At 58.0% G+C, this 19,758-nt stretch carries 17 protein-coding genes; 16 read left to right on the top strand and 1 reads right to left on the bottom strand.

Annotated elements, in window-relative coordinates:
* Nucleotides 1–185 precede the first annotated feature (185 nt).
* The 7 genes from dctP to glcF all read left to right on the top strand — a co-directional run bounded on the left by dctP (nucleotide 186) and on the right by glcF (nucleotide 7,953).
* Nucleotides 186–1,322, top strand: coding sequence for a TRAP transporter substrate-binding protein DctP (dctP, locus tag LPB19_RS00755; RefSeq protein WP_206644194.1), 1,137 nt, complete (start codon nucleotides 186–188; stop codon nucleotides 1,320–1,322).
* 98 nt (nucleotides 1,323–1,420) lie between these two features.
* Entirely contained in the window at nucleotides 1,421–2,125 is a 705-nt protein-coding gene (locus LPB19_RS00750; RefSeq protein WP_206644193.1) for a TRAP transporter small permease subunit, read from the top strand.
* Entirely contained in the window at nucleotides 2,122–3,657 is a 1,536-nt protein-coding gene (locus LPB19_RS00745) for a TRAP transporter large permease (protein WP_206644192.1), read from the top strand. The genes LPB19_RS00750 and LPB19_RS00745 overlap by 4 nt, the downstream gene beginning before the upstream one ends.
* Nucleotides 3,658–3,679: 22 nt before the next feature.
* Entirely contained in the window at nucleotides 3,680–4,105 is a 426-nt protein-coding gene (locus LPB19_RS00740; protein WP_206644191.1) for a GlcG/HbpS family heme-binding protein, read from the top strand.
* Nucleotides 4,106–4,198: 93 nt separating this feature from the next.
* Nucleotides 4,199–5,671 (top strand): FAD-linked oxidase C-terminal domain-containing protein, encoded by a 1,473-nt coding sequence (locus tag LPB19_RS00735; protein WP_206644190.1) that lies wholly within the window; start codon nucleotides 4,199–4,201, stop codon nucleotides 5,669–5,671.
* On the top strand, nucleotides 5,664–6,731 hold the full coding sequence (glcE, locus tag LPB19_RS00730) for a glycolate oxidase subunit GlcE (protein WP_206644189.1): 1,068 nt from the start codon (nucleotides 5,664–5,666) through the stop codon (nucleotides 6,729–6,731). Before LPB19_RS00735 ends, glcE begins: the two co-directional genes overlap by 8 nt.
* Before the next feature lie 13 nt (nucleotides 6,732–6,744).
* Nucleotides 6,745–7,953 (top strand): glycolate oxidase subunit GlcF, encoded by a 1,209-nt coding sequence (gene glcF / locus LPB19_RS00725; protein ID WP_206644188.1) that lies wholly within the window; start codon nucleotides 6,745–6,747, stop codon nucleotides 7,951–7,953.
* 122 nt (nucleotides 7,954–8,075) lie between these two features.
* Here glcF and LPB19_RS00720 read toward each other — a convergent pair whose 3' ends face one another.
* A complete protein-coding gene (locus tag LPB19_RS00720) occupies nucleotides 8,076–9,224 on the bottom strand; it encodes a hypothetical protein (protein WP_206644187.1) in 1,149 nt (382 codons plus the stop codon).
* A gap of 241 nt (nucleotides 9,225–9,465) precedes the next feature.
* Here LPB19_RS00720 and LPB19_RS00715 point away from each other — a divergent pair, with 241 nt between their 5' ends.
* The 9 genes from LPB19_RS00715 (at nucleotide 9,466) to LPB19_RS00675 (ending at nucleotide 19,663) form a co-directional block, all read left to right on the top strand.
* Entirely contained in the window at nucleotides 9,466–9,909 is a 444-nt protein-coding gene (locus tag LPB19_RS00715; RefSeq protein WP_206644186.1) for a DUF4124 domain-containing protein, read from the top strand.
* A 102-nt stretch (nucleotides 9,910–10,011) separates the two neighbouring features.
* Complete coding sequence (locus LPB19_RS00710; RefSeq protein WP_206644185.1) at nucleotides 10,012–10,815, top strand: enoyl-CoA hydratase-related protein; 804 nt, start codon at nucleotides 10,012–10,014, stop codon at nucleotides 10,813–10,815.
* The gene (locus tag LPB19_RS00705) at nucleotides 10,812–12,482 is read left to right on the top strand and encodes a transporter substrate-binding domain-containing protein (RefSeq protein WP_206644184.1); all 1,671 of its coding nucleotides are present in this window, start codon (nucleotides 10,812–10,814) and stop codon (nucleotides 12,480–12,482) included. The genes LPB19_RS00710 and LPB19_RS00705 overlap by 4 nt, the downstream gene beginning before the upstream one ends.
* The gene (locus tag LPB19_RS00700) at nucleotides 12,479–13,915 is read left to right on the top strand and encodes a sigma-54-dependent transcriptional regulator (RefSeq protein ID WP_228289160.1); all 1,437 of its coding nucleotides are present in this window, start codon (nucleotides 12,479–12,481) and stop codon (nucleotides 13,913–13,915) included. Before LPB19_RS00705 ends, LPB19_RS00700 begins: the two co-directional genes overlap by 4 nt.
* A gap of 374 nt (nucleotides 13,916–14,289) precedes the next feature.
* Nucleotides 14,290–15,723, top strand: coding sequence for an aspartate ammonia-lyase (locus tag LPB19_RS00695; RefSeq protein WP_206644183.1), 1,434 nt, complete (start codon nucleotides 14,290–14,292; stop codon nucleotides 15,721–15,723).
* An 84-nt stretch (nucleotides 15,724–15,807) separates the two neighbouring features.
* Nucleotides 15,808–17,076: a dicarboxylate/amino acid:cation symporter gene (locus LPB19_RS00690; RefSeq protein WP_228289159.1), complete on the top strand. Its 1,269-nt coding sequence runs from the start codon at nucleotides 15,808–15,810 to the stop codon at nucleotides 17,074–17,076.
* Between the two features lie 272 nt (nucleotides 17,077–17,348).
* A complete protein-coding gene (locus tag LPB19_RS00685; protein ID WP_206644181.1) occupies nucleotides 17,349–18,758 on the top strand; it encodes a L,D-transpeptidase family protein in 1,410 nt (469 codons plus the stop codon).
* A 169-nt stretch (nucleotides 18,759–18,927) separates the two neighbouring features.
* On the top strand, nucleotides 18,928–19,092 hold the full coding sequence (locus LPB19_RS00680; RefSeq protein ID WP_206644180.1) for a Flp family type IVb pilin: 165 nt from the start codon (nucleotides 18,928–18,930) through the stop codon (nucleotides 19,090–19,092).
* 61 nt (nucleotides 19,093–19,153) lie between these two features.
* Nucleotides 19,154–19,663: an A24 family peptidase gene (locus LPB19_RS00675; RefSeq protein ID WP_206644179.1), complete on the top strand. Its 510-nt coding sequence runs from the start codon at nucleotides 19,154–19,156 to the stop codon at nucleotides 19,661–19,663.
* Nucleotides 19,664–19,758: the final 95 nt, after the last annotated feature.

The following is a 19,758-nucleotide window of genomic DNA, read 5'->3' as shown; positions in this document are numbered from 1 at the left end:
GTAACTATGGCTGATTTCAGGGAAATCGTCCATTTTCGGGCGTCGAAAAAGTGGTCTGACCAGTGCCCGGCGGACTGGACGAAAACCCGATTGATGACGAATATCTTTCTAATGTCGGCAGTTGCAATGCATCGCGCCGGCGTTGATCCGACAGAGATAAAAACAACGCTAACGGAGATGTGGCAATGAAACCCAACCAAGTAACGTGGACCACGCGTGACCAGGCGGAGGCACCGCCTCGCCGAAGCTTTTTGAAAACCGCGGCCCTCGGACTGTCCATGGCGGGCGCCATGCTGCTGGGCAGTGGGCAGGCACAGGCGGCGACCACCTGGAAAATTCAGTCCGTCTGGGATGCAGGCACCGTAGGCTATGAGCTGTTTGAGGAATGGTGTCAGAGCATTGAGGAAAAGTCCGGTGGTGAACTGATTTTCAAGCCGTTCCCGGCCAAGGCCGTGGCGGCAGACAACAACGCCTTGTTCGATGCGGTGCGCAATGGTGTGTTGCAGGGTATGAACCCGTTCACCCTGTACTGGTCGGGTAAAATTCCGGCCACGGTCTTCCTGTCTTCTTATCCGGCCGGCCCGGACCAGCCCCACCAGTGGGACACCATGTTCTACTCCATGGGGATGCTGGAAAAAACCCGCGAAATTTACGAAAAGTTCGGGCTCTTCTACGTTGGCCCGATTCAGCACGACGCCAACATTATTCACTCCAAGCAGCCGGTTAGCAGCCTCGCTGACCTCAAGGGCATGAAGATCCGTGTGCCCGGCGGCATGGTGGCCGAGGTGTTCCAGCAATTCGGTGTGTCCACGGTGAGCCTGCCGGGTTCCGACATCTTCCCGGCGCTGGAAAAAGGCACCATTGATGCGGCCGACTACGTCGGACCGGCGGTGAACTGGGAACTCGGTTTTTCCCAGGTGACCGATTACATTCTGTTCGGGCCTCCCGGCGTGATGTCCATTTACCAGCCCGTGGACCTGATGGACCTGACCGTCAACCTGCGGGCGTGGAAAGCACTGGATCCGAAACTCCAGCAGCTGGTGGAAGACGAAGTGCGCAACTACTCCCAGAAGCATTACCTGACCATCCAGAAGCGCAACATTGAGGCGATGGAGAAGTTCAAGGAAGCCGGCGATACCGTCAGCCGCCTGAGCCAGGAAGATCTGGAGGAGTTCCGTCGTGCTGCCATTCCGGTTTGGTATCGCTGGGCAAACAAAGACGATGATGCCCGCGCGATTTTCGACATGCAGCTGGAATACATGATGAACGACACCGTCGGTTATATCGACGAGTCTGATCTAGAGGGTGTGGAGGGTAAATAACCCTTCGGATCAATAACAATAATCGATAGGGAAGGAGCGGCGCTGCTCCGGAAGGACGCAGCCCACCTTCCCTCTTTTGTGGCTGAGGTAGCAACAACATGTCAAATCTTGAAGGCTTCGGATTTGTGTTGCCGCACTGGTTGTATTGGGGCTGGCTGGCGGTGATGCCTCTGATCATGATGGCCTGGGACAAGTGGAGTAGCGGTCATGGCGGCGCGGAAAGCGTGCCGGACAAGACACCAGCGGAAATTCAGGCAGAGGAAGAGGATCCTCTGTTGTCGCTTCACTTCGAAGGTAACTGGTTTACCAGGGCGGTTGACTGGATTTGCGAGAAATCCGGTGTCTTTGTGTCTTTCTGGACCATCAACGCGGTGGTGTTTTACTTCTTCGAAGTGGTCATGCGGTATCTGTTCAACATGCCGACCATCTGGGTGCATGAGGCCAGCTTCCTGTTGCTGGGTATGCAATACCTGCTGGCAGGTGGCTTTGCTCTGTTGCACGGTGCCCATGTTCGGGTGGATGTGCTTTACAACCTGCTGCCGGTGCGCGGCCGGGTCGGCATGGATATCTTTACCTCGCTGTTCTTCTTCATGTTCGCCATGATCCTTCTGATTACTTCCTGGACCTTCTTCCAGAACTCCTACTCCATGAACGAAACCACGGTGGAGACCTGGGGCATACAGTACTGGCCGGTTAAGGGCATGATGGTGCTTGGCTCTCTGCTGCTGTTGCTGGCGGGAATTTCCAAGCTGATCAAGGACATTGTTCTTTTCAACCGACTGGGCCAGGAGCGCAACGCATGAGCAGTGAACTCGCAACCGCGCCGGGCAGCAACCTCTGGGGGAAGCTGGGTACCTGGCTAATGATTCTGGGCACAGCGGCGATGGCGTTTGTGCTCTGTGTGGAACTGATCAACATTCTTTTCTACGACCCGTTCAGTGACGAGAAATTCCTGTTCAAGCTGGCGGGCAGCCTGTCGGGCGTTGAAATCGGTCCGTTGACCTACCTGATGTTCGGCTCGCTGGCGGTGGCCCTGATGATGGGGTTGCCGCTGGCCTTCGTGACCGGTGGTCTCGGGGTCATGTTCATTTATCTGGTGGGCGATTCGCTGATGCTGAACATCGTGCCCAGCCGGATCTTCCCAATGATGACCAACTCCGATCTGGCGGCTATTCCGCTGTTCATCTTCATGGCCGCCATGCTGGAGCGGGCCGGCCTGATCGAGGAAATGTTCAGCGTGGTCTACAAGTGGATGGGTGGCCTGAGCGGTGGCCTTGCCACGGCAACCATTCTGGCGTCGACCATCCTGGCCGCCATGGTAGGGGTTATCGGTGCCGCGGTTGTCACCATGGGGATTATTGCCCTGCCGGCGATGCTCAAGCGCGGGTATGACCACAAGATCGCGCTGGGCTCGATCATGGCCGGGGGCACCCTGGGCATTCTGATTCCGCCGTCCATTCTTGCCATCCTGTACGCGGTCGTTGCCCAGCAATCGGTGGGCGAACTCTACCTGGGCTCGGTGTTGCCAGGCCTGTTGTTGTCTGGTTTGTACATCACCTATGTGTTGGTGCGCAGCTGGCTCAATCCGAAGCTGGGGCCGCCGGTGCCGGTGGAAGAGCGTATTTCCCTGCGGGAGAAACTGATACTGCTGCGCGGGTTGATTGCCCCCCTGATTCTGGTGGGCCTGGTGCTCGGGCTACTGTTCGGCGGCATTGCGACACCGGTGGAGGCTGCGGGTATCGGCTCATTCGGGGCTATCGTGGTGGCGCTGATGCACGGCAAGTTCTCCATCAGTGGTCTGCGTGAGGCCTCGGTGACCACCGCCAAGGCGTCGGCGATGGTGCTGTGGATCATGTTCGGTGCCTCGGTGTTCGTCGGCTTTTACATCCTTCAGGGTGGGCAGCAGTTTGTCACCGACGCCATTCTTGGCACCGGCCTTTCGGCCTACGGCATCCTGTTCCTGCTGATGGTGCTGCTGGTGATTCTGGGCATGTTCCTGGACTGGGTTGGCATTCTGCTGCTGGCCGTCCCTATCTTTATACCGATTGTCGAAGCCCTGGAATTCCCCGGGCTGCTGGGTTTCCCGCCGGTGAGCGGAGAGGATGTGGTGCTCTGGTTCGGTGTGCTCTATTTGGTGAATATGCAGATGTCGTTCCTTAGTCCACCATTTGGTTACGCGCTGTTTTATATCCGTGGTGTGTGTCCGCCGGAAATTTCCATGGGTACAATCTTCAAATCTTCCCTGGTGTTCCTGGCGATCCAGGCCTTCGGGTTGTTTATGTGCATCCTGATTCCGGGCATCGTGACCTGGCTGCCCAATCAGGTTTATGGCTGATTTTTAAGAGGAGTATTTGACTATGTTGACGGTTAAACGGTTGGATCTGGACGACGCCCGGATCCTGATTGAGGGCGCAGCTAACAAGGCCAGGGAAATTGGCGTGCCCATGTGTATTGCGGTGGTCGACGAGTCCGGCAACCTGATCGCTTTCGAGCGGATGGACGGCGGCAAGGTGACCAGCATTACCATCGCCCAGGACAAGGCATTCACCGCCGCTGCGGCCAGAAAAGCGACGCACGACTACAACAAGGTCAATGTGCCGGGCAGTCTTGCGTTCGGGATTCATACCGAAGTGGGCGGCCGCATCAGTTCGGTCGGCGGTGGACTACCGGTGGCCGTTGGTGGCGAAGTGGTTGGCGGCATCGGCATCAGCTCGGGTACGCCCCAGCAGGACATGGACTGTGCCCAGGCCGGCATTGACCACTTTGAAACCAAACGCGCCTGATGCCTGTCATACCGGGGTGCCCGTGGCTGACGCCCGGGCGCCCCGGTGACGTCCCCCGGCATTATTCAACGCAACACAATCCCCGAGAGTGTTATGACTACCAAGCCGACAGTCAGCAAATCCGAGCTGGCGGAGCAGTTCCGGTCGTTTATTGACCCGCGCTACGTCATCACCGATGAAGAAACCAAGAAGCCCTACGAATGTGATGGCATGTCGATGTACTGCGAGATGCCGTTGCTGGTGGTGCTGCCGGAAACGGTGGAGCAGGTGCAGCGGGTGATGCGCATTTGTAACGAACACCAGGTGCCAGTGGTGGCCCGCGGTGCCGGCACTGGTCTCAGCGCCGGAGCCATGCCCCACAAAGAGGGGGTGGTGCTGTCGCTGGCGAAGTTCAACCGCATCATGGAAATCGACCCACTGGCCCGAACCGCACGGCTTCAGCCGGGCGTGCGTAACCTTGCCATCAGTGAAGAAGCCGCCCAGTTCGGGTTGTATTACGGCCCCGATCCTTCGTCCCAGATTGCCTGCACCATTGGTGGCAATGTGGCAGAGAACTCCGGTGGCGTGCACTGCCTGAAATATGGGCTGACCGTGCACAACCTGCTGAGCGTTGAGATGGTGACCGCTGAGGGCGACATCGTCACCCTTGGCAGTGATGGCCTGGATGCCTGTGGGATGGACTTGCTGGCGCTGGTGACCGGCTCCGAAGGCTTGCTGGGCGTGGTCACCGAAGTGAAGGTCAAACTGCTGCCGAAACCGGAGGTGGCCCGGGTGGTGATGGCCGGTTTCGACAGCGTGCAGAACGGCGGCGACGCGGTAGGCGGCGTGATTTCCCACGGCATCATTCCCGGTGGTCTGGAGATGATGGACGGGCATGCCATTGTTGCTGCTGATGATTTTGCCAAGGCCGGGTACCCGCGCGAGGCAAAGGCGCTGTTGCTGTGCGAAGTGGATGGCACCGAAGAAGAGGTGGATGAGCACATCGCCGAGGCCGAAGAGGTGTTTCGCAAGTTCGGTGCAACCTCGGTGCGCACCTCCCAAAGCGAAGAGGAGCGGGCGCTGCTCTGGAAAGGGCGTAAGTCCGCCTTCCCCGCGGTCGGCCGGATATCACCTGACTACTACTGCATGGATGGCACCATACCGCGCCGTGAACTGGCCAATGTGCTGACCAAGATGGAAGAAATGTCCGAGGAGTTCGGGCTCCGGGTTGCCAATGTTTTCCATGCCGGTGACGGCAACCTGCACCCGCTGATTCTGTTCGATGCCAACGTGCCCGGCGAATTCGAACGTACCGAGGCGTTTGGCAGCAGCATCCTGAATCTCTGTGTGGAAGTGGGCGGTTGCATTACCGGTGAACACGGTGTTGGTGTGGAGAAAATCCGCCAGATGGCCGTTCAGTTCAACGACGAGGAACTGCAGCAGTTCCATGACGTAAAAGCTGCCTTCGACCCCGCCGGTATTCTGAACCCGGGTAAGGGCGTGCCTGCCCTCAGGTTCTGCCAGGAATACCGGTCTCTCGAACACAAACAACACAAGCACGAACAAACGGAAGCCGCCCATGGCTGATATTTCCAAACAGTTGCAAGAACAGGTTCTCAAGGCCCGGGACAGCGGGCAAAAGCTCAACATCGTCGGTGGCCATACCAAGGCCTTTATGGGACGCGAGTCCGACCCGGATGCAGGAACGCTCAACGTGGGCGAGCACACCGGCATCGTCGAGTACCATCCCGTGGAGCTGGTACTGACCGTGCGGGCCGGCACCACCCTGCGGGAGATTGAAGCCGCTCTGGCCGAGGAAGGGCAGGCGCTCCATTTCGAGCCTCCCCATCTGGGTGAGGCGTCCACCATCGGCGGCACCTTCGCCACGAACCTTTCGGGTCCGGCGCGACCCTGGGCCGGTTCGGTGCGTGACCAGGTGCTGGGAGTCAGGTTGCTTAACGGCAAAGGCGAGCACCTGCGTTTCGGTGGCCAGGTGATGAAAAACGTGGCCGGTTACGATGTTTCCCGGCTTCAGGCCGGCGCCATGGGCACCCTGGGCGTGATGACTGAAATCAGCCTGAAGGTGATGCCCAAACCTGCCGCCGCCATGACCCTCGTTCAGGACATGGACATCGATGAGGCCGTTGAATACATGAATCGGCGCTCGGCAGAACCCAAACCGATCACCGGTGCTTGCTGGGTGGACGGCAAAGTGTACCTGCGCCTGTCTGGCGCCCGTTCGGCCGTAGAGGCCACCGCTGAAAAGTGGTCTGGCGAGGTTCTGGAGCAGGGCGATGCCCTGTGGCAGCAGATTCAGGATCTGCGGCATGACTTCTTCGCGGGCGATGACCAGCCCCTCTGGCGTTTCTCGGTCGGTTCAACGGCCGCCAATCCGAAACTGGACGGGCCATGGTTGCTGGATTGGGCCGGTGCCCAGCGCTGGTATCGTGGGCAGGCCGAACAGGGAGATCTTGAGCCCCTGGCGCGCGCGGCCGGCGGACAGGTGAGCCTGTTCCGGGGCGGTGACCGTTCCGGTGAGGTGATGCACCACCAGCCGGAGGCCCTGAAGGGCATTCAGCGCCGGGTAAAAAACGCGTTCGATCCGGACAATATCTTCAATCCCGGACGTCTATATAGCTGGCTGTAAGAGCAGGAGTAAGATGCAAACTAATCTCGTTCAACAATTCGCCAATACTCCCGAAGGACAGGAGGCTGAGTCCATCCTGCGCGCCTGTGTGCACTGCGGATTCTGCACCGCGACCTGCCCGACGTATCAGGAGCTGAACGACGAGCGTGATGGCCCCCGGGGTCGAATCTACCTCATGAAGATGTTCCTGGAAGGGCAGGAGGTCACCGAGAAAACCCGGGAGCACCTGGACCGCTGCCTGACCTGTCGAAGCTGTGAAACCACCTGTCCGTCAGGGGTTCAGTATGGCCGGCTGGTGGATATCAGCCGCGGCCTGATGGAAAAGGAGCTGCCGCGTTCGGCCGGGGACAAGTGGATGCGCTGGGCCCTGGGCCGGGTTATTCCGAACCCGAAACTGTTTGGGGTCCTGCTCAGGCTCGGGCAGTTCTTCAGTCCGGTTCTGCCGAGCAAACTGCGCACCAAAGTGCCCCCCAAAAAAGAGGCCAGTCCCTGGCCGGCGGCCAGTCATGACCGCAAGGTGCTGGCGCTGGCTGGCTGCGCCCAACCCGCTGCCACGCCCAACACCAACGCAGCGGCGGCAAGGGTGCTCGACAAGCTTGGTATCACCATGGTGGAGGCGCCGGAGGCCGGTTGTTGCGGGGCGGTGAATTACCATCTGTCCGAGCACGAGCTGGGCCTGGCGCGCATGCGCCAGAACATTGATGCCTGGTGGCCAGCCATCGAAGCCGGGGCCGAGGCCATCATCATGACTGCCTCTGGCTGCGGTGCCATGGTTCAGGATTACGGCCACCTGCTCAAAGATGATCCGGCCTACAAAGACAAGGCCAGGAAAGTCAGTGAGCTGTGCACCGATATCGGCGCGTTCCTGCTGCAGCAGGATCTGGACAAACTCAAGATCCGCCAGAGCCCGGGCAAGGTGGCGTTCCACTGCCCGTGCACCTTGCAGCACGCCATGAAGCAGAACGGTGTGGTAGAGCAGGTGCTGGCCAAGGCCGGCGTTGATCTGGCCCAGACCAAAGACAAACACCTGTGCTGCGGATCGGCCGGAACCTACTCGGTACTTCAGCCCGAAATGAGTCAGCAATTACTGAGCAACAAACTGGAAGCCCTGACCGTGGACAATCCGGATCGCATCGTCACCGCCAACGTTGGCTGCCAGATGCATCTGGAAACCAAGGCCAAGGTGCCGGTTCAGCATTGGATAGAACTGCTGGATCAGTGATGTCGGTCTGAGGTTTATCGGATCAGGCGAGTTTGACAAGGGATTGGTTAACCGAACGCTAACGCAGACTCGCAACTAAAAAGGCCGGAGGTAAACCACCGGCCTTTTTCTTTTCCTGCAGCTTACGGGTTGCTCAGGTCATCGAAGAACTCGTCGTAGCCGAATCCCATCACGATGCCGAAAGCTTCCTTTACCCCTGCTATTCGCTCGTCGTCACTGATGATAATGCTGGTTCCGTCATTAGTCGTTAACCACTCGGCCTTGATTTTCATGGAATCCCGGTGCCAATCCATCACCTTGCCAATATCGTTATTGGTTCGTGCGGAAAGCGCCAGGTAAGCCTCTTTGAATCGGTTGATATTTTCTCGGCCGGGTTCGGACTCATCGGTACCGATGATGCTGTTACGGATACTGGCTACATCCTCTACGGAGGCAGGCCCGCCCTCCAGAATCAGGTGGGTCTGGCCTTCTAAGGCCCAGAATGCAGGGAACTTCGAGACCTGGTTAATGATCAGGTGTGTTGATTCGTGCCGGTAGTTCTCGTCGGAGTAGGACGGCGCAATCTTGAGGCCACTGGTGGAGGATCTCGCGATCCGGTCGCTGGTCGTCGCGCAGATCTGGATCTTATCGTGAATCGGTGTGATCGCCGTCAGGGGCGACGTTTCACTGGAATTGTCTGCAATGAACGTGTCTATTGTGGTGCGAACGTTAGCGGGCGTTTCCTCGTCGACCAGTGCGTTGTAAATAAACGCTTGCTGCTCCGTTTCGGTCCCATCGGGAATGCCCGGGAAATACTGGGCAAGTTCACTGGTGGGCAAGCCAAGCTGACTGGCTTCAATCGCGAACTGGTCAATGTCACTGAAACTGATGATCCGCTTCATGGCGTAGAAATCCGACCAGGTCATGCCAAACCGGGGCAGGATGGCATCCATCGCGTTCTGGGCTTTGGTCGCGGCTGTTCTCAAATCGTCTTTCGAGTACGTCTGGCCTGTGTCGACGTAAACCATGAAATTGTCCGATTCAAGGTAATAATCGCTGCGATCGCAGGCATCCTGGCGGGCATCCGCATCGGGGTTCTGGTAGTTCTTGAAGTTGTCGGTTTCATTCTCGAATCTCAGCTCCCCGTCCACCAGTTCCGGGGTACCTGATCCTCCGCTTCCACCAGTGCCGCCACCACCACTGCCGGAGCCTCCGCCGCCGCCGCCTCCACAGGCTGACAAGGCAACGGAAACCAATAACGCACCACTCACACTCCATATTTTTTCGTTCATCGACTGTCCCTATCTTTCGTTTGACTACTGAAACCTACCGCCACTCGATGTAGCCCGTATGGCCGGGCATTCAACGTCCCGCTGAACAGGCCACGGTGTGATCCTTGGCACAATGCCAATTAACTCTTAAAAGGTAGTCCTAAATATTCAATGGCTCAAATACAACGGGGCATCTCCGCGTTGCTGTCTGGGTCCGTTATACTGCCGTGGCACTGAATGAACCCACAGGGAGTGGATGGTTATGCCAAGGATTCTGGCGCCCCTCGTGCTTGTCGGCGTTTGCTGCGCGCAGGCTCACGGGGAGGTATACACATGGAAAGACAGCGAGGGTGTGGCGCATTTTTCTGACCGGCCGCCCGAACAGGCATCGCATCAACAGGTCAGGATACGTCGGCCCTCGACGGTATCGATGTCTGACAATCTCGGCCAGCAACGGCGCGTCAGCGGCATCCGGGAACAGGTGCGGGAGCTGCTGGCGGCACCGTCAAGGTCGACCCCGGCCGGCAGTCCGGAGTTCGCCGACCACCGCGGCGAGCGTCAGCGCAGGTGCGACGGCTACCGAACGCGCCTGGCCCGAATCCAGTCCCAGCTCCGGGCCGGCTACTCAAGCAAGAAGGGCAACACACTGAGGCGCCAGCGCCGGGAGCTGAGCCAGAACATCAGCCGAGAATGCATGCTGCGCTAGCGACGGAATCCGGCCCACGGCTCTGTTACCATCATGACATTTCGCATTGGAAAGCCTGGCGTAGGCCTCGAGTTCCAACATCTGCAAAAGGGAGCCTGAACCATGACCAAGTTGCCTCAGCTGACCGACGCGCAGCTCACTCTGAACGAGCGCGTGGCGCTGCTGACTCTGGATCGTCACGATGTGCGTAATGCCCTGACCGGGACCCACCTGATCGATGATCTGGTTGACGTTGCCGAATGGGTGAACGGTTGCGAGGATGTTTCGGTGCTGGTGATCACCGGGGCGGGGTCTGCGTTCAGCGCCGGAGGCAACATTCGCGATATGGCGGAACGGGGCGGTGACTTCGCGGGCGATGTAGCGGAGTGTGCCGAGCGCTATCGCAAAGGCATACAACGTATTCCTCTGGCCATGCAAGCCGTAGAGGTGCCGGTTATTGCTGCAGTCAATGGCCCGGCCATCGGGGCAGGTTTTGATCTGGCGAATATGGCCGATATCCGCATCGCTTCTGACAGCGCGGCGTTCGGCGAGACCTTCCTCAACCTCGGCATTATCCCGGGTGATGGCGGCGCCTGGTTCCTTCAGCGTTTGATTGGCTATCAGCGGGCTGCCGAGCTGACCTTCAGCGGCCGTATCGTGCAGGCTGCAGAAGCCAAACAGCTGGGCATCGTCATGGAGGTAGTTCCGGCCGAGGATTTGCTGCCCGAGGCGCTCAGGCTGGCAAGCCAGATCGCCCGGCAGCCACCGAAGGCCACCCGCCTCACCAAGCGTTTGATGACCATGGCGCAGCGCATGGAGCTGAAAGATTTTCTGGACGTGTGTGCCTGTTTCCAGGGGATGAGTCATAACGAGCCCGAGCATCTGGAGGCGGTGGAACGCATGCTTGTGGCGATGGGGCGCAAGTGAAAGCCTCCGCCGGCCACCTGTTGGGCCTGCTGTTGCTGGTTCTGGCCAGTGCCAGCCAGGCCCAGCAATCCTCCGGCAGCAGAACGATTGTGGTTGGGGGCGACCATAATTATCCCCCGTACGAATTCATCAACGACCAGGGCCAGCCGGATGGCTACAACACCGAGCTGACCCGGGCCATCGCTGAAGTCATGGGGATTGAGGTGGAAATACGCCTTGGCCCCTGGGAAGAAATGCGCCGGCGCTTGGAGGCCGGTGACATCGATGTCCTGCAAGGTATCGGGCGCTCGGACACTCGGATGGAGCAGTACGACTTCTCTCCCCCGCACGCGGTGATTACGCAGTCAGTCTTTGCCCGCAAGGGCGATGACCGGATAACGGACCTGTCTGAGCTGGCGGGTAAGTCGGTGATTGTGCAGGCTGGCGGCGTTATGCAGGATTACCTCGCGCAGAATGTGCCGGAGGCCCGGGCTGTGTCGGTCGAAACCCATGCCGACGCCCTGCGTTTGCTCGCCTCAGGTCAGCACGATTATGCTCTGGTAGCCAATCTCCCCGGGCTGTACCTGGAGCGTGAACTCGAACTCTCTAACCTGTATGCGGCGGGCAAACCCTTCGGTGCGCTGGAATACGGTTACGCGGTTCCGAAAGGGGAGCGAGCACTGCTGGCCCAGTTCAGTGAAGGGCTGGCGATTCTTGAAAACACCGGCCGACAGCAGGCGATCTATGATGAGTGGCTGGGGCCGCTTGAACAGCCGGGGCCAGACTGGAAAAGGATTGGCCTTGCCGCTGGTGTGCTGTCGGCCCTGCTCATGCTGGTTCTGGGAGGCAGCATTGTCTGGAACCGGATGTTGAAGAGGGAGGTGGCGCGCCGCGCTGCCGAACTGGAGTTGCAGCAGCAACGGTTGATTCAGGCTGACAAGATGACATCGCTGGGGGTGCTGGTGTCCGGGGTGGCGCACGAGATCAACAATCCCTGCAGTCTCTTGCTGCTGAATCTGCCGGTGTTGAAAGAAACGTTTGATGACGTGGATGAGATTCTGGAACAGCATTACCAGGCTCACGGGGACTTCTCCATAGGCGGGCTGGCGTACAGCCGGATGCGGGAGGAAATCCCCCTGATGCTGGATGATATGTTGGCGGGGACCCAGCGTATTCGAAGAATTGTCGATGACTTGAGGGACTTTGCCCGCCAGGGAACCGCGAGCCTGGACGAATCGGTCGATCTTAACGAGGTGGTTGCCACTGCAGTTCGCCTGCTGGACAACACCATTCGTCGGTCGACGGAGCATTTTCGGGTGGATTACGGGGATGGGTTGCCCGCGGTGCGCGGTAACACACAGCGGATCGAACAGGTGGTGGTAAACCTGATCGTCAATGCCTGCCAGGCGCTGGAGTCACCGGAACAGGAAATTACCGTTATCACCCGCTTCCTGCCCAAGACGCGGGAACTCCGCCTGGAAGTCGTCGATCAGGGGAAAGGGATTGATCCGGACAACCTGTGCGCTATTTTCGACCCCTTCTATACCACCAAACGGGATCAGGGCGGGACCGGATTGGGGCTGTCGATATCGGCGAACATCCTGGAAGACCATGGTGGTCAGTTGGTTTATGAATCGGAACTGGGCAAAGGAACCCGTGTCATTATGTCGCTACCGGTAACCCCATGAGCGCTTCCAGTATGGTGGCCACCCGCAATCCCGGATTCGGCATCCTTATGGTGGATGACGAAGCACCTTTCCTGCGCAGCCTCAGTATGGCCCTGGAGCGGCGTGCGGGTTACAACCATCTGTATCGGTGCGAAGACAGCCGCGAAGCACTGGGCATCATCGCCCGCGAGCCGATCGGATTGGTGTTGCTTGACCTGACCATGCCGCACCTGTCTGGGGAAGAGCTGTTGCAGCAGATCACCGAAGAACACCCTGATGTTGGCGTGATTATCATCAGCGGTCTGAACCAGGTGGAAACCGCCGTGCGGTGTATCCGCCTGGGTGCGTTCGATTACTTTGTGAAGACCACCGAAGAAGACCGCCTGATTGAAGGGGTGCGCCGAGCGGTGGCAATGCAGGAAATGCGCCTGGAAAATCAGGCAATGCGCCGCAAGTTCCTGACCGATACCCTTGAACGGCCCGACGTCTTTGCCCGCATTATTACCCAGGACAAGGGCATGCGTTCGGTCTTCCAGTATCTGGAGTCGGTAGCGCCCAGCGGCCAGCCGGTGCTGGTGTCCGGCGAGAGCGGCGTGGGTAAGGAGCTGATCGCGGGTGCCCTTCATGCCCTCAGTAACCGGCCCGGCAAACTGGTGTGTGTCAACGTGGCCGGGCTGGATGACAATGTGTTTGCAGACACCCTGTTTGGCCATAGCCGCGGTGCGTTTACCGGAGCCGACCAGGCCCGTGAGGGCATGGTGGAGCAGGCCGGCGATGGCACCCTGTTTCTGGATGAGATCGGCGATCTGAGCCTGGCCTCCCAGGTCAAGCTGCTCAGGTTGCTGCAGGAGGGAGAGTATTACCCCTTGGGCAGTGACAAGCCCAAGCGCAGCCGTGCCCGCGTTGTCGTTGCCACCCATCATGACCTGGAACAGAAACAGGTATCCGGCGAGTTCCGCAAAGACCTCTATTACCGCCTGAGAATCCACCAGGTTGAGATCCCGCCGCTGCGTCGGAGACAGGGCGACATCCCGCTGTTACTGGATCACTTCCTCGCCGAAGCCGGTGCGGAGTTGGACAAAAGCAAGCCCACGGTGCCGAAAGAGCTGGCGGTACTGCTGGCCAACTACCGTTTCCCGGGTAATGTCCGGGAACTGCGGGCACTGGCCTATGACGCCATGAGTCAGCACCGGGCCGGCGTACTGTCGATGGACAGTTTTCGGCGCGCCCTCGATCAGAAGTCCCTCGGCGGGGAGCTAACCCGTGAACCCAGCGCGCCCGTGTTCAGTCCTGACCGGCCGCTCCCCACCCTGCAGGAAGCCGCCGATATGCTGGTGGATGAAGCCATGCGGAGATCCCAGGGCAATCAGTCGATTGCCTCCAGCCTGCTCGGTATTTCCCAGCCCGCCCTGAGCAAGAGACTGAAAAAAAAGGCAGGGGACGGCTCGTCGTAACCCTGCCGCGCTCAACCCCGCACAATCACGCTTTCTGCCTGTTCCACTCTTCCACTACCTGCCAGTACCTGCGCCCTGTGCCGTAGCGGGAAACCCCTATAACCAAAGCAGGGTTATAACCAAGTGCATGGTGGTTGCGTAGGAGCATGATTTTACGCTTCTTTTTGTGTTTTTCATGAAGTCTTCCCTGTGTCTCATTCCTTTGGTTATACCCCTGATGATGCCTGTGGTCGCCTTGGCCTTTACTGAATAAATCAGTTAAAACAGATGGTTGGGGTGTTTTTAAGGAGTTGGCATCTCGCTTGCAAATTCATCCGCCACTTCCGGTCTCGACTGCACATCGGGCCGGACCTGAAACCTTGAGGATGAAATACATGGCGACCGTAGCCACATTGCATCAGCAGCTGGACAGCCGGCTCGAGAAAGATCTGTTGGGAGAAGACTGGGTGCCGGCCGATGCCTACTACGGCATTCAGACCCAGCGAGCCTGCAAGAACTTTGATCTCAGTGGGATTCCCCTGAGCCATTTTCCTCAGTTGGTGAATGCGCTGGCTCTGGTCAAGCTCGCCTGCGCGAGGGCGAACAATGAACTGGGTTTTTTGGATAACGCCCGGGCTGCCGCCATTGAAGGTGCTGTGCGCAAACTTTTGGATGGACAGCATCACGACCAATTCGTGGTCGACATGATTCAGGGGGGCGCCGGTACGTCCACCAACATGAATGCCAACGAGGTAATTGCGAACGTTGGCCTTGAGATGCTGGGGCACAGCAAGGGCGCCTACCAGCACCTGCACCCGAACAACGACGTCAACATGTCTCAGTCCACCAACGACGTCTATCCCACCGCCGTCCGGTTGTCGGTGATTCTCAAGCACGCCGATCTGGTCAAGGCCCTGGCTTCACTGCGCGATGCCTTCGCGGCCAAGGGCGTGGAGTTTGCCGACATCATCAAGATGGGCCGGACCCAGTTGCAGGACGCTGTGCCGATGACGCTGGGACAGGAGTTCCAGTCGTTTGCCAGCACTCTGACCGAAGACATCGACCGGATCGCCGGCCTGACCGAACTGCTCAAAGAGGTCAATCTCGGCGGTACCGCCATTGGCACCGGCATCAATACCGACCCGGAATACGCCCGGCTGGCGGTGAACTACCTGTCCGAACTCAGCGGCTTCGAGTTCAAGCGCGCCTCTGACCTGGTGGAAGCCAGCTCGGACATGGGCGCCTTTGTCTTGTTCTCCGGCATGCTCAAACGCCTGGCGGTGAAGCTCTCGAAAATATCCAACGACCTTCGCCTGCTGAGCATGGGGCCCCGTTGCGGCCTGAACGAAATCAATCTGCCGGCGCAGCAGCCGGGCAGCTCGATCATGCCGGGCAAGATTAATCCGGTGATTCCGGAGGCGGTAAACCAGGTGGCTTACCAGGTGATTGGCAACGACCTGGCCGTGACCATGGCCGCCGAGGCAGGCCAGCTTCAGCTCAACGCCATGGAGCCGCTGATCGCTTACAACGTGCTTGAGTCGATCCGAATGCTGACTCAGGCCATGGATATGCTCAAAAACCGATGCGTGCGGGGAATCACCGCGAATGTTGAGCGCTGTCAGGAACTGGTGGATCAGAGCATCGGAATCATCACCGCAGTTAACCCCTACATCGGGTACGAAAACACAACCCGAATCGCCAAGGCGGCGCTGGAAACCGGGCGCGGTGTTATCGAACTGGTGAGAGAGGAAGGGCTGATGAGCGAGGAGGATCTGGCGGAAGTGTTGAGTCCGGCTTACATGATCCGCCCTCAGCGTCGGCGCCGTTAAGACTTTTCAAACCTGAATTTCTGTACCCGGCAACGGGCACTGTTTTTTTCATAAGTAATAAAGGTAATTGTAATGGAACAGACCATGCATACACAGGCAAGCGCTGGCTTCTGGAGCGACATGGCGCTCTGGAAAAAAATCCTGATCGGGATGGTTCTGGGCTGTATTGTCGGCGCCGTCATGGGCCCGGACGCGGAAATTCTGAAGCCCATCGGAACCCTGTTCATCAACGCCATCAAAATGCTGATTGTGCCGCTGGTGTTCTGCTCCCTGATCGTCGGTGTCACCTCCATGAAAGACACCCGCAAGATGGGCCGGATTGGGCTCAAATCCGTCGCCCTGTACCTTGGAACCACAGCGGTAGCCATCAGTATTGGCCTGGGTCTGGGTGCCATCGTGGCGCCGGGTGCCGGGGTTAATATGGCGGTGGATGCTGTCGCGCCTGCCGCCAAAGAGGCACCGTCACTTATCCAGACTCTGCTGAACATGATTCCGAAGAATCCGGTGGACGCACTGGCTGCCGGCAACATTCTGCAGATCATCGTGTTTGCGCTGGGCCTGGGTATTTCCCTGAACCTCGTGGGTGAGAAGGCTGAGCCTGCCATCCAGGTGTTCGAGAGCCTCGCCGAAGGCATGTACAAGCTGACCGAGCTGGTTATGAAGCTGGCACCCTACGGTGTGTTCGGCCTGATGGCCTGGGTGGCCGGCAAGTACGGCATGGACATTCTGATGCCGCTGATCAAAGTGGTTGGCGCGGTTTACCTCGGTGCGCTGGTGCTCGTGGTTTTGGTTTACTCGATGCTGATCAGCACCGTTGGCCGCCTGAACCCGATTCAGTACCTGAAAGGCCTGGTCAATCCGGCAGCGGTCGCGTTTACCACCACCAGCAGCTCCGGCACACTGCCGGCCACCATCAAGGCGGCCCGTGAGGATCTGGGCGTGTCCAAGGGGATTTCGAGCTTCGTTCTGCCGCTGGGTGCGACCATCAACATGGATGGCACGGCGCTGTACCAGGGCGTGTGTGCACTGTTTATCGCCCAGGCGTTCGGGGTTGATCTGGCCTTCTCCGACTACCTGCTGATCATCGCCACATCCACTCTGGCGTCTGTTGGTACTGCCGGTGTTCCGGGCGCGGGCCTGATCATGCTGTCACTGGTTCTGACCACTGTCGGCCTGCCCATGGAAGGCCTGGCCATTGTTGCCGGTATCGACCGTATCCTGGACATGGCGCGGACAACCGTTAACGTGTGTGGCGACATGATGGTGTCGGTACTGGTTGGCAAGAGCGAGAACGAGCTGGACGAAGCGGTGTATAACAAGACCGCGGCGGAATCCACAGAAGTTCTGGCTTAAGTTGAACGCCTGACACAGGCCCTGCCAGACAGGGCCATGCCCACCAATAACCCCCGGCTTTCCGGGGGTTATTGCGTTCAGGCCTTCTGAAGCCTGAAGGGCGAACCCGGTTCTGGCCAGAGAACCGGCGTATACGCATATCAGCAGGGGCTTGACCCGTGGTGTACCGAGGAGAGAAACAAAATTTGAGAGGTTGATCGTCAACGCTGACAGTTTTTCTGACTAACCTGATAGCAAATGAGGCCTGTTAAGCGGGCACTTGAGCGCCAGGGATGGAAGCTATAATGGGTAGATTCGGAAACACGGCAGGGCTGCTGTTGGCAGTGTTGCTCTTTGCGGCAAAGGCCAGCGCCATACAGTTGCCGGATCAGTCCAGTTCCACCTTTATTCACCAGTATGGATGGCTTTCCCCCGAACTCACCGACCTGACCCCGGAGTGGGTATCCTTGCTGCAAGATTGGGGATTTCTTTCCGCTGACATCGAAACGCCATCGGAAGAAGAAATAAACGCAGCGACCAAAAAGGTGTTGGCGCTGAGGGCCGAATTGCGGTCCGAACGAAATGGGCCGTCGCCAGGCGAGATATTGTCCAGGGCGATAAAGCAGCATCGCCTACCCGAACTGGTTAACGAACTCACACCGGAATACGCCGGTTTTTCTCGCCTTCGGAAGGCGATCTCCGCCGAGATGCGCCGTCAGACAGTGCCACTGCCGGAGTTCGGATTGCTGACCGGGTTAAGCCTCGGGCAGTCACACCCAGAGGTGGCGGTCTTTCGAACCTACTTGGCAAATATTCTCGACCATGCCTTGCCACCGGGAATGCAAGAGCGAACGGTCTGGGATCCGTCCCTGGTGCTTCTCTTGAAAGATTACCAGAGACAGCACAATCTCGACGTCAGCGGTCACCTGGATGAGCACACCCTTCGCCACCTGAAATTCAGAGGTAATCCGCTCCCAGCCATGCGTTACAGTCTCAGACAGTGGCTGCAGTTGCCAAAACGTATGCCTGATCGAACTGTGTTGGTGAACATTCCGCATTTCGAGTTGCTATTTATCGAGGCGGGGCGGGTTGAGTTGGTTATGCCCGTCATCGTCGGGAAGCCCGACAGCCCGACACCAAGGCTCAACAGCCGTTTCGGAAGCGTGACTTTCAATCCCAGTTGGACCCCACCGGTCAGCATACTGAAGACAGAGTTGTTGCCCTTACTGCAAAAAGACCCTTTTGCTCTCAAGAAGCGCGGGTTCGAACTGTTTCCGCGGGACGCCAGTAACGTTACTTCGCCTCTGGGCTGGGAAGACTTCTGGCAGCATGAAGATACCCGGATCCTTGGCCGTTACGTGCTCAGACAGATACCCGGTAACAACAACCCCTTGGGAAGGGTTCGTTTCAATCTGCAACAGACTCAGGCCATTTACTTACACGATACGCCGCAGAAGCAACTTTTTGGTGAATCCCGGCGGGCACTCAGCCATGGGTGTGTCAGGGTGGCCGATGCTGGGTCCCTAGTCGATGCGATATTTAAAAAACCTGGGAGATACCGGGGGCTTTCCTTTCAAAAACGCCCTGATTGGCACGAGGCCCTTGAAAGCGATGTTTCCGTCCATTTTGTGTATATGCCAGTTTGGGTAGACACCTCGGGAAGCGTGCTGGTGGCAAACGACATATACGGGAAAGCATCTTAGGTGGATTGTGATCTGTGTCACAATTTGGGTTTGTTTTAGATTGTAACAAAAAGATACATGCCCTAGGTTTAAATTGAGGTTGGCGTTTGGCGTCAGTGGTACTCAGGGATGTGGCTCGAGCCTGAATTCGAGCATTTAGTATCTAGCTTAAATTTTGAGGGACCAAAAAATGAAAGAATTTCTGAAGGCTCTGTGGAAGGACGAGGACGGCTTGAGTGCGGTTGAGTACGCGATCGCTGGTGGTTTGGTTGTCGGTGGCATGGTCGGTGCCTTCCAACTCCTAGGAACCAATGCGACGGCTAGAATCAACACGCTTGCTGACGCTGTAAGCTAAGTCTTTGGCGAAACTCCAGCCCAGGAATTCCGGGGCTGGACGTTTTTAGTTGGGAGGCGGCGTGGATTCAATTTCTTTCAAGGTAGTTTTGGTGATTTTTTTGCTCGCTGTGACGAGCGATATTTTTCGGGAAAAAATTCCGAATGCTCTGTCTGTTGTAGGTCTTTTGATGGGTTTGGTATTCCAGAGTTACTCGTCGGGTATTTCTGGAATGCTAAGCGGTCTGGGGGGCTCACTCTGTGCTTTGTTTATATTTGGCACACTTTTCCGCTTCAGGTGGGTAGGCGGGGGCGATGTTAAGTTGATGATGGCTGTGTGCAGTTTTTACGATCCTGTCCAGGCACTGATGATTTCCGCGCTCGGGATTGCTTTCGGGGCTGTTACCTCGCCTTTGATCGCAACTCTTCGAATGGGGTGGCAGCCCCTGTTGGTCACTCTCAAACGTTACAGGATGATGGTGGCTTTTCGCACCTACATTGCGCCCGAGAGTTCTGAAATCGCAGGCGTGAGGGTGCCCTACGCGCCGGCGCTGGCCCTAGGATGGCTGTTTTATGCATTACAGATCGGGTAAGCAGGCCCGATGCACAAGGGAAGTCAGAAGTTTGCTCCAAATTAATGGTGTGTATTTTTGACTAGGTTTTATTGCTCCAACTGGAAGGAGCTTGC

This window comes from Marinobacter salinisoli, assembly GCF_017301335.1.
Taxonomy (GTDB): domain Bacteria; phylum Pseudomonadota; class Gammaproteobacteria; order Pseudomonadales; family Oleiphilaceae; genus Marinobacter; species Marinobacter salinisoli.
Note: the sequence above shows the minus strand (reverse complement) of the source record. Positions and strands in the feature narration are given on the sequence as shown.

Bases quoted from the DNA above. Each gene is read 5' to 3' on its own strand.
- dctP (WP_206644194.1), top strand. From the start codon at position 186: ATGAAACCCAACCAAGTAACGTGGACCACGCGTGACCAGGCGGAGGCA.
- LPB19_RS00750 (WP_206644193.1), top strand. From the start codon at position 1,421: ATGTCAAATCTTGAAGGCTTCGGATTTGTGTTGCCGCACTGGTTGTAT.
- LPB19_RS00745 (WP_206644192.1), top strand. From the start codon at position 2,122: ATGAGCAGTGAACTCGCAACCGCGCCGGGCAGCAACCTCTGGGGGAAG.
- LPB19_RS00740 (WP_206644191.1), top strand. From the start codon at position 3,680: ATGTTGACGGTTAAACGGTTGGATCTGGACGACGCCCGGATCCTGATT.
- LPB19_RS00735 (WP_206644190.1), top strand. From the start codon at position 4,199: ATGACTACCAAGCCGACAGTCAGCAAATCCGAGCTGGCGGAGCAGTTC.
- glcE (WP_206644189.1), top strand. From the start codon at position 5,664: ATGGCTGATATTTCCAAACAGTTGCAAGAACAGGTTCTCAAGGCCCGG.
- glcF (WP_206644188.1), top strand. From the start codon at position 6,745: ATGCAAACTAATCTCGTTCAACAATTCGCCAATACTCCCGAAGGACAG.
- LPB19_RS00720 (WP_206644187.1), bottom strand. From the start codon at position 9,224: ATGAACGAAAAAATATGGAGTGTGAGTGGTGCGTTATTGGTTTCCGTT.
- LPB19_RS00715 (WP_206644186.1), top strand. From the start codon at position 9,466: ATGCCAAGGATTCTGGCGCCCCTCGTGCTTGTCGGCGTTTGCTGCGCG.
- LPB19_RS00710 (WP_206644185.1), top strand. From the start codon at position 10,012: ATGACCAAGTTGCCTCAGCTGACCGACGCGCAGCTCACTCTGAACGAG.
- LPB19_RS00700 (WP_228289160.1), top strand. From the start codon at position 12,479: ATGAGCGCTTCCAGTATGGTGGCCACCCGCAATCCCGGATTCGGCATC.
- LPB19_RS00695 (WP_206644183.1), top strand. From the start codon at position 14,290: ATGGCGACCGTAGCCACATTGCATCAGCAGCTGGACAGCCGGCTCGAG.
- LPB19_RS00690 (WP_228289159.1), top strand. From the start codon at position 15,808: ATGCATACACAGGCAAGCGCTGGCTTCTGGAGCGACATGGCGCTCTGG.
- LPB19_RS00685 (WP_206644181.1), top strand. From the start codon at position 17,349: ATGGAAGCTATAATGGGTAGATTCGGAAACACGGCAGGGCTGCTGTTG.
- LPB19_RS00680 (WP_206644180.1), top strand. From the start codon at position 18,928: ATGAAAGAATTTCTGAAGGCTCTGTGGAAGGACGAGGACGGCTTGAGT.